Origin of the sequence: uncultured Pseudoramibacter sp., from assembly GCF_903789625.1 — a bacterium.
Lineage (GTDB): Bacteria > Bacillota > Clostridia > Eubacteriales > Eubacteriaceae > Pseudoramibacter > Pseudoramibacter fermentans.
The window spans coordinates 82,899-92,413 of the sequence record NZ_CAIFFF010000007.1 but is presented as its reverse complement, the minus strand read 5'-3'; the positions used below and the strand labels follow the sequence as shown (position 1 = coordinate 92,413).

6 protein-coding genes and 1 other annotated feature are annotated in these 9,515 nt (G+C 48.9%); of the genes, 1 reads left to right on the top strand and 5 read right to left on the bottom strand.

The window, feature by feature from the left end; genetic code table 11:
* Positions 1–145: 145 nt before the first annotated feature.
* The 4 genes from QZX60_RS05765 to QZX60_RS05750 form a co-directional block, all read right to left on the bottom strand.
* Positions 146–1,414, bottom strand: a complete 1,269-nt coding sequence (locus tag QZX60_RS05765; protein WP_295362262.1) for a dicarboxylate/amino acid:cation symporter — start codon at positions 1,412–1,414, stop codon at positions 146–148.
* Positions 1,415–1,641: 227 nt separating this feature from the next.
* Positions 1,642–2,565, bottom strand: coding sequence for an AEC family transporter (locus QZX60_RS05760; RefSeq protein ID WP_295362260.1), 924 nt, complete (start codon positions 2,563–2,565; stop codon positions 1,642–1,644).
* 12 nt (positions 2,566–2,577) lie between these two features.
* Positions 2,578–4,959, bottom strand: coding sequence for an ATP-binding protein (locus QZX60_RS05755; protein ID WP_295362258.1), 2,382 nt, complete (start codon positions 4,957–4,959; stop codon positions 2,578–2,580).
* Positions 4,956–6,050 carry a DNA repair exonuclease gene (locus QZX60_RS05750; protein ID WP_295362256.1) on the bottom strand — a complete coding sequence of 365 codons (1,095 nt, stop codon included), beginning with the start codon at positions 6,048–6,050 and terminating at the stop codon, positions 4,956–4,958. Before QZX60_RS05750 ends, QZX60_RS05755 begins: the two co-directional genes overlap by 4 nt.
* Positions 6,051–6,200: 150 nt before the next feature.
* Positions 6,201–6,480 (top strand) — a binding site (T-box leader).
* Positions 6,481–6,545: 65 nt separating this feature from the next.
* On the opposite strand from QZX60_RS05750, the gene QZX60_RS05745 reads away from it, so the two are divergent.
* The gene (locus QZX60_RS05745; protein ID WP_295362255.1) at positions 6,546–8,234 is read left to right on the top strand and encodes a 2-isopropylmalate synthase; all 1,689 of its coding nucleotides are present in this window, start codon (positions 6,546–6,548) and stop codon (positions 8,232–8,234) included.
* Between the two features lie 65 nt (positions 8,235–8,299).
* On the opposite strand, the gene QZX60_RS05740 is transcribed toward QZX60_RS05745, so the two are convergent.
* Positions 8,300–9,508 carry an AI-2E family transporter gene (locus QZX60_RS05740; RefSeq protein ID WP_295362254.1) on the bottom strand — a complete coding sequence of 403 codons (1,209 nt, stop codon included), beginning with the start codon at positions 9,506–9,508 and terminating at the stop codon, positions 8,300–8,302.
* Between the last annotated feature and the right edge of the window lie 7 nt (positions 9,509–9,515).

Below are 9,515 nucleotides of genomic sequence, written 5' to 3'. Positions count from 1 at the left end.
TTCACAAGAGTCTCAGGTCCTTCTTTCATTGGGCTGTGTTTTTTCACAGCCCCTTCATAACACAGGTAAAATAACCGCTCTACTCTACACATCAAATTGACAGACAACTGATTGATAAAATCTGAATTTTTTCACATCTTACAGATTACTCTGCCAGTTCTTCATATTTGACGGTCTTCTTTCCGTTAAAGACATCGTAATCCAGTTCACCGAGTTTGCCGGAGACCAGCATGGCAACCATGACGTCGACATCGACATTCATAACAGTACGGAACATGCCCGCGAACCAGTCAATCCCGATCAGAATGGCGATGGAATCCATCGAAAGTCCCATCGTAGAAGCCAAGAAAGTGTAGACAATAATCGATCCGCCTGGGACAGAAATCGTCCCCATGCACATCAAACAAGACAGCAGAATCGCCATGAAAATCTGATAAGGAGTCATCGCGACGCCCGTAGATTGAGCCATGAAGAAGATCGCGGCTACATAACATTGTGCGGCGCCACAGCTGTTCATCGACATGGTAATTGGGCCGGTAAAATCTGCAACACGGCGACTGACACCGAATTTTTCCACTTCATCCTGCATTTTGGTCGGCAGGCAGACCGCACTTGATGTTGTCGTCAGCGCCATGATCGACATTTTAGAATATTTCTTTGGATATTTTGCGAGATTTGTTTTTGTCAGCGCTGCCGTTAACGGTGCGAGGATTGCAAACTGGATCAAGTCGCCAATTAAGAGCAGACCAAGGAATTTGATCATAGGCACAACGACTTTAAGGCCCGTGCTTCCCGCAACATCGGCGAGCAGGCAGAAAATCCCGATCGGGGCGATCTTCATGACAAATTCGATGATATTTGTGATGATGACGTTGACGCCTTTGAGAAATTCTTCAATATTCGTCTTGCCAGTATCCTTCTTGTACTTCATCATGCCTGCGCCGAAGAACAAAGCAAAAACGATACAAGGAATCATATCTCCGTTGGCCATCGATTCCAAAACGTTGGTCGGCACAAAATTAGTAATCGTGTCGATAAGGGACGTGTTTTGCACCTTCGTCGCTTTAACCGTTCCGGTCAATTTAACACCGACACCAGGCTGAATCAGCATCGAAAGCACCACGCCGAGACCTGCGGCAAAAATGGTGAAGATGATAATCCACTTGAAAGTGTGCAGGGCCATCTTGCCGACACCCTTCGTTCCGGATCCAACCGCACCGGCGACAGAGGTCATTACGAGCAGAACGACTGACATCTGAATCAACCGCAAGAATATGGTCCCAATAAATTTAATATTGGCCGCCCATCCCCCTACAATCGTTCCGAAAACCAGTCCTCCGACTGTCGCAAGTAAAATCTGCGTCGTCAGCGACATGTGGAATCCTTTTTTTTCACTTTTTACAGTTTTTTCCATCACTTACCTCCTTCTGTAATCTTCTCATCTGGAGCTAGACGCTTTTCTCTCCGATGATCATTTCAATAAAGAATAAGGCGTCTGAAGCTATTGCTTCAGACGCCCTTGTCTACGCAATTCAATTATTCTTTATTGTGATTATTTTAACGTTTAAACTGAAAAATGTCAATCAAAAACGTTTTCGTTGATGCCATTATGTCTCAATTATTTACGTCACCACAGCGACCTTATAATTGATAAATGTAGATCATAATCGGCATCGTCACAATGCTGCACAGGGTCGTCAACACATTGATCGAACCGGCATAATCCGCGTCGCCGCCGTAAATCTGAGCCATCTGTGGAATTGTGACCCCCGACGGCGCTGTAACCGCCAGCAGCGACACCAGCAGAATCTTTTTCCCATTGGCTGCCAATTGATAAATGGGAATGAATTTGAGTACTAAAATCGCGAGAAGGGGAAATCCGATCATCCGCATGAGGGTAATGGCGTAGATTCTGCGGTTTGTAAAGACCTTCCCCCAATCCACACCTGCAATCACCATGCCGATGGTGATCATGCTGATCGGCCCGAGCATTTGAGAAACGCCGTTTAGCACGTCACTTGGGATGCCGTGAATTTCAACATGGCCCAAGAACAGTGAAACGCCCAATAAGGTCGCAATGATATTGACGTTTAAAAACACTTTCTTAAAGTCAATCCTGCCGCCTGGCTGCATCATCATCTTGCCGTGGGACCAGAGCAAAAGCGCCTGAACGAACATGAACGCACTCGCGTAAATGACCCAGTTGCGCCCTAATACACTGGTCACCAGCGGCACAATCAAATTGCCCGCGTTGGTGTAGATCAGGGAACCCCGCTCCACATTGGTCAAGTGAAAGGGACGGCTGACCCCGTAAGTGATGCCAAATAGCATCGCGTGCATGATGCAGGCGGACAAAAGCGCGAGAAGAAAACCGTTGAGAATCGTATCCGAATAGTGGATTTGAAAGGCCTCAATCTGCATGCACGGCACGACAAGATACAAACAGACGACTGACAAAATCCTCGAATCTTCCGGTTTTAGGAACTTAATTTTGACAACAAGCCAGCCCATCCCCATCATCACGAAAAGAACGACAATTTGTTTAAATAATAGCCACGAAATCATGCTGCGGATCCTTTACAAACTGATGCCCGTGTACGGGATGTCTTCCTGGTCCAAAATCTGTTTTTCGTTTTGGCTGCATGTCAGCAAAATGACCTGGTCGTCCTTTGCCACTCGGCTCAAGAATAGCATGCCTTCTTTTCTGCGTTTGTCGTCGTACTGCACAAAGGGATCGTCCAAAATGAAGGGCAGCACCCGCTGTTCGTCGACAATTTCGCGAATGCCGAACCGCAGCGCGAAATAGATCTGGTCGATAGTCCCGCCAGAGAGCTGATTGAGATCGATCAGATTTGACGTCTGCGGATCCAAAACCTTGATGTTCAGCTTGTCGTCAATGCGGACTTCGCGATATTTGTTCGTGATCTTTTTCAAAATACTGCCAATGCGCTCGTTGAGGCTGCCCGCCTGACTGCGGTGGGTTTCTTTCTGGTAACGCATGAAAAAGGATTCCGCCATATCGCAGGCGCGGATTTCTTCTTCATAAGCAGCGATCTGCGCGTTAATCCCGTCAATTTTTTCGCGGAGGGCAACCGGTGAGTCCACTTCATCCGCAAGGGTTTGATTTTCTCCCTCGAGCCTTGCCATTTCCCGCTGAGCCGACGCGATGCTTCTTTTCACCGCACGTTTGCGCTGCTTGCCTTCCTGAAACAGATCCGATTCGCTTGAAACGCGGATGTAATTTTCACCCTCTAAATCGCTGTACAGCTGGTGGTTGGCCGCGATCTTCGCCTGGATGTCCAAAGCCTTGCGCTCGTGGTCGAGCCCTTGTCTGTAATCCTCGAGTCTAGAAATCCCCAGCGGTTTCAAGACTTCTTCGATGGCCTGCTGATCCTTGTCGATTTTATCGCGGTAGCTTTCGATTTGTGTTTCAAGGCTCTGCTTTTGAACGGTCAAATTGGACAAATCCTGATCTGCGGCCGTCAAACGGTCGAAGGCGTCCAAAATAGCATTCATCTGCGCCTTCAGCGCGTCTAAATCCCGCGGCTCGTGATACCGTTCCATTAAGATGGACAAGTGGGTCGCAATCCGATCCTGCGGATCAAAGCTCGCTGCCGTCTCGGCCAAACGGGCTGATCGGCGGTGTGTGGCGTAAAAGGCCAATCCAAAAAACACCGCGATAACTGCGCCGGCCACGGCAAACCCAATTGCCGCCCCGGTTGGCAGCACATGACTGGGATTAATTAGGGAAAGCAGCAGTACCAAAATCCCGACGGCCAGCCCTGCGATGGACGCACCGGCCGAAATGGGATGACGTTCGAAAAGCGGCAGACTTTCGTTTTGTCTTTCGACTTTTTTCTCTGTCCTGCTGTACTGGCTCTGGATGCGTTTTAAATCCTCCTGGTCTCTTTCAACCTGAAGCGCATTGTAATGACGCACCTTGGCGCGGAGGCGGTCCGCCTTTTTTTGTCCGCTCTCGATATTCTGGTCAATATCCCGAATCTGCTGCTCGTAACGGTCGATCTGCCGCTTCAGCTGGCTTCGATCGTCCTCCAGCATCTGCAGACGGTTGTAGGTCGCGATGTTATATTTTTCCGCATCCGCCTGATACGCGGCCAGCTCTTTTTCGAGAGCTTCGCCCTCTTCCTTGATTTTTTGAAGCTTGTCCTTCTGCTCCTCGATGGCCTGGACCTTCTGCCGCTCCTCAGTTGCGGCGATGTCCTCCTGCTCTCTGGTGAGGCGTTTCACTTCCTCGCGGTAATCCATGATTTTACGCTGGTTGAGCCTTATCTTCTGATATTTTTCCTCTGAAATTTCCAGCTTATCCTCCAGCTCACTGCGGTTGCGGACGGCCATACCGTAATTGGATTTGGTCGCGCGAAATGTGCCGACGGCTTTTTTCTTCTGATCAAGGTAGTCGATAACCTGATGGACGGAAATGTCACTGTCGTTGTTGGCCATGTCAATGAGCTTATCGTTAATTTCCCTCGCCAAATCTGCGTTGGTTTTCGACGCCATCTGCCTGAAATTGACGGTATTGTTGTAGATCGACGAGTTGATCGACTGGTAGCCCAAAGGCATGTACTGCTTCGTAATGTTGTCGTAAGGGAAAGTCTCGGTGATGTCCTCTCCCGTAATGTTGTCAAAAAGCCGGACGCCGTCCCGTTCCTTTAAGAAATCCCGTTCGATTCTGATTTCCCGCCCCATTTCATCGACGTAAATCATCGCGCCGCGGTACTGATCCGAGTACAGCGGTTTATATTGTGCGTACGCCTCGCTGTAGGTGCGGCGCTTCCGATAGGGCTTGTAAAATCCAAAAAACATCCCCTCGATAAAGGCCTGAATCGTCGATTTACCCGCTTCATTGGGGCCATAAATCAGATTAAAGCCGTCGTCGAGTTCAATGGTGGTCTGCTTGAATTTTCCAAATGCAATTAAATGAAGTGTCTTGATTTTCACCCTTTATCCTCACTGTTCAACAAACCTTCCAATCCGTAATACAGCGCTTTTCTGGCCGTCGGATTGTCCCCGTTGCGGCGCATTTCCTGGATGAACCGCCCGATCATATTGTTTTGATTTTCCTCGAGCAGCTTGTCCACGTCGATGTTGGGCAGCAACTTCTTGTCGTCTACCTCGACGTAGTAAAACATCTGCGCCAGCTGCATTCTCAGTTCTTCCACGTCGATATCGGCGCCGGCGTACCCCTTTAGAAAAATTCTGAAGTAATCCTTCCGCTTGCTGTCGTCGTCACCCAAATCCGAACAGGCCGTGAGCAGATCGTTCTGCGTCATCTCTGGCGACACGCGAAGGGTCTTCTGGAAAAATTTCCGCTTGCCGGTCTCGATCTTTTGAAGCTCCAGTCTGTGATGATGAATTTGGCCGTAGAAAATGCCCGGCTCATTGATATTTTTAAAGGTCAAGGGCTCAGGACAGCCACAATAGGCCGCGCGAAGGGTCAGCCGTTCGCTCCTGTGAATATGCCCCAGCGCAACGTAATCAAAATAATCGAAAAGCTCCAAATCAATGGGCATGTACTGCGAAATTTGATTGTAGGCGTCGCCGTGGAGCACCAAAATATTGTTGTCCGTTTCAGACAAATCGATGTGGCTGCCGTCAAAAGGCATTGCCTCGTAGGTATCCTTCGCCCAGCCGATGCCGAAAACGCGGGTTTCCTTTTCTTCGAAATACTTCGATTCCATCTGTCCCTTTGTAAAAATCGTGACGTTCTCAGGCCATTCGATCAGTCCGTAGAGAGCAGAGGGCGAGTAAAAATCGTGATTGCCCGGACAGATGACCACTTCGGTTTCGGTCAAATGAGCAAATTTTTCGGCAACGCGCTTGAGCGCCTTGCTCGAAATATCCGGCGTATCGAATAAATCACCGCTGATAATCAGAAAATCGACGTGATTTTTTTCGGCGGTATTGATGATTTGATCAAAGGTCAGCCATAGATCAATTCGGTGCTCCTTGCCGAAATCACGCTGCTGATTCTTAAAATGAAAAGTTTTTTCCAGGTGAATGTCCCCGGTATGAATAAAAGATATGGCCATGAATCTTCCTTCTCTATCCATTGAATTTTGTTTTTTTATTATAACATACCTGATGAAATTTAAAATGTGCACGGCGATGCAAAACCTCAGATAAAAGCGTACAATGCAAAAGTTTTACTTGACATCTCATTTTTTTACCGCTAAGATAAACACAACGCAATGAAGAGGAATATTAAAAAATTCTAGGCGTCCAGAGAGCTGCTGGCTGGTGTGAAGCAGCTGCCAAACATTTTCGAACTGGCCTCAGAGCGGAAGGCTGAACGGGTTTTCCTATTAGGCGCACCGGGTCCTGCCCGTTATCGCAGGAGGGTATAATCTTTAGTGATCTAAAGACGTATCTGCAACAAGGCATTTTATTTTGCGATCATTGGTTTATTGAGCGATAAAATGTGAATTAGAGTGGTACAGCGAATCCTACATCGCCTCTATGCTTTGGCATAGAGGCGTTTTTTATGGAAGCAAAGCAATTAATCTTTTATGAGGAGGACTATTCAAATGATGAATCCAAAAAAATACAAACGGAATTATTTCATGCCCCCGGAACCCTGCACGGACTGGGTGAATAAAGAATACATCGACCACCCGCCGATTTGGTGCTCTGTCGACCTGCGCGACGGCAACCAGGCCTTGATCATCCCGATGAGCCTCGAAGAAAAAATCGACTATTTCAAATATTTAGTCAAAGTCGGCTTTAAAGAAATCGAAGTCGGTTTCCCGGCCGCATCCGAAACGGAATACGAATTCTTAAGAACCTTGATCGAACAGGACTTGATCCCAGACGACGTCACCATTCAAGTACTGACCCAGGCGCGGGAACACATCATCAAGAAAACTTTTGAAGCGTTGGACGGCTGCAAGCATTCCATCGTTCACCTCTACAATTCCACGTCACGTCAGCAGCGCGAACAGGTCTTTAAAAAATCTAAGGAAGAAATTTTACAGCTGGCTGTGGACGGCGCCAAAATGTTAAACGATTTAGCCAAGGAAACCCAGGGAAATTTCCAATTTGAATACTCACCGGAAAGCTTCACCGGCACAGAAGTGGATTACGCCTGCGACGTCTGCAACGCCGTCCTCGACGTCTGGCAGCCAACCGCTGAAAACAAAGCCATTATCAACCTGCCGGTCACCGTTGAATTGTCCCTTCCCCACGTTTACGCCAGCCAGATTGAATACATGAGCAAGCATTTGAAATACCGTGACAACGTCGTGCTCTCGCTCCATCCTCACAACGACCGCGGCTGCGGCGTCGCCGATACAGAGCTCGGCCTCCTCGCCGGCGCTGACCGCGTCGAAGGCACTTTGTTCGGCAACGGCGAACGTACCGGCAACGTCGACATCATCACATTGGCGCTCAACATGTACACCCACGGCGTCGATCCAAAGCTGGACTTCAGCAATCTGCCAGAACTCTGCGAAGCCTACGAACGGGATACCCGGATGCACGTCTACGAACGTCAGCCTTACTCAGGTGCTTTGGTCTTTGCCGCCTTCTCGGGCAGCCATCAGGATGCCATCGCCAAGGGGATGAAAATGGCGCGGGAAAGCGAAGATCACCATTGGGATGTGCCGTATCTGACCATCAACCCCGAAGATCTCGGCCGCCAGTACGACAAGGATGTCATCCGCATCAACTCTCAATCCGGCAAGGGCGGAATCGGCTTCATCCTCGAACACAATTACGGCTTCAACCTGCCGAAGAAAATGCGCGACCACATGCGCAATCTGGTCAAGAACGTATCCGACCACGGACACCGCGAACTTCAGCCAAAGGAAGTCTATCAGATTTTCAACGATCACTACGTCAACAAGGAAGATTACTTCAGCATTCCGGCTGCGCATTTTGAACAGCTTCCAGATGGCAGAATCCGCGCGCATTTGACCATCAACAACGAAGGCGATATCGGCGAATACAGCGAAATCGGCAACGGCCGTATCGATGCGGTTACCAACACCGTCATTCAGCACATTCACACGCCAATTAAAGATTTAGCCTACAGCGAACACGCCCTCGAAAGGGGCTCCAGCTCTCGTGCTGTCGCGTACATCGGCTTGACTCTGAACGACAACCGCGAAGTTTGGGGCGCCGGTATCGACAACGATATCATCGTCGCGTCAATTCGCGCATTGGTTTCGGCCATCAACCACATCGGTCCAGAAAAGCCTGAAAACATAAAAAAATAATCGCATTTAAGCAAAAAATAACGACCAGGAGATTTTCTCCTGATCGTTATTTTTATTGTGCGTGATTATTCTTCTTTTTCCTGTGTATCGTTCTGAAGCGCCATCAGCAGTTCGAGCGCGTCCATTTCCTCGGTATCGTGCACGGCGCGTTCTGCCGCCCGCACTTCCCGTTTAATTTTTCTTTCTTCCATAAAGGGCAGCAGGGTTTCGCGGATCACGATGTCGAGAATGGCGACAATCGGAATGGCCAGCAGCATGCCCCACATGCCAAGTACGCGGCCTCCAATGACGACCGCGATCAAAATCCAAATGCCCGGCACACCCAGCGTGTCACCGTAAAGCTTCGGCTTGATCATGTAACCGTCGAGGGCCTGAAGGATACCCGTAAAGGCCAAAAACAGCAGCGCGTGGATCGGATTGTTCATCATTAAGACAAAGGCACCGACGACAGCGCCGATAATCGGTCCAAAGGTCGGCACAAGGTTCGTCAAACCGACCACCACGGAAATCATCGGCACGTAGGACATTTGACAGATCAGCATGAATGCGGCGTTGGCACAGCCGACAATCAGCGCGTCGATCACTTCGCAGAATAAAAATTTGATAAAAATGCGGTCACAGCGTTTCCAGACCGATGAAACCTTGACGTAGGTGGTGTCCCGCATCGAAAGCCTGAAAAAATTGCGCGCGTTGCGCTGCACGCGCTTCTTGTCCGCCAGAAAATAGATGGCCAAAATAAAATCGATGATAAAATTGAGCACGTGTTTTCCGCCGGAGCCGGAGCCGGAAACCAATCGATCTTGAACCTGGCTTTGCATTTTGTCGAGCATGTTGTCGATCGCGGAAAACGCCGACTTCATATCGACGTGGCGTTTCGCGATATTGTCGACAAACTGCTGCAGCGCCCCATGGTAAGAGGTTTTGCTCGTCGCAAATTTCACTACACTGCTGAGGACCTGCGGCACCACCGCAATGATCAGCATCGCCAGCGAGACGAGTATGATCACAATGACGATCGCAATGGCTTTTCCCCTCGCGTGGTTCACCCCACGTTCACTGAACTTCTTTTCGATATTCCGAATTGGCGGGTCCATGATGTAGGCCAGAACGATCCCGACGATGACCGGCAAAATGAAATTGACAAGAAACGCGATGCCCCTTCCGATCAGATCGAGATGGGTCATGATCAGGTAAAAGAGAATGGCAATACACAGCGGAATCGCTCTCCGAACATTTTTGTTTTTCCAAATCTTTGATTTGTTGAATTTATCCATATATAAT

Bases quoted from the DNA above. Each gene is read 5' to 3' on its own strand.
- QZX60_RS05765 (WP_295362262.1), bottom strand. From the start codon at position 1,414: ATGGAAAAAACTGTAAAAAGTGAAAAAAAAGGATTCCACATGTCGCTG.
- QZX60_RS05760 (WP_295362260.1), bottom strand. From the start codon at position 2,565: ATGATTTCGTGGCTATTATTTAAACAAATTGTCGTTCTTTTCGTGATG.
- QZX60_RS05750 (WP_295362256.1), bottom strand. From the start codon at position 6,050: ATGGCCATATCTTTTATTCATACCGGGGACATTCACCTGGAAAAAACT.
- QZX60_RS05745 (WP_295362255.1), top strand. From the start codon at position 6,546: ATGATGAATCCAAAAAAATACAAACGGAATTATTTCATGCCCCCGGAA.
- QZX60_RS05740 (WP_295362254.1), bottom strand. From the start codon at position 9,508: ATGGATAAATTCAACAAATCAAAGATTTGGAAAAACAAAAATGTTCGG.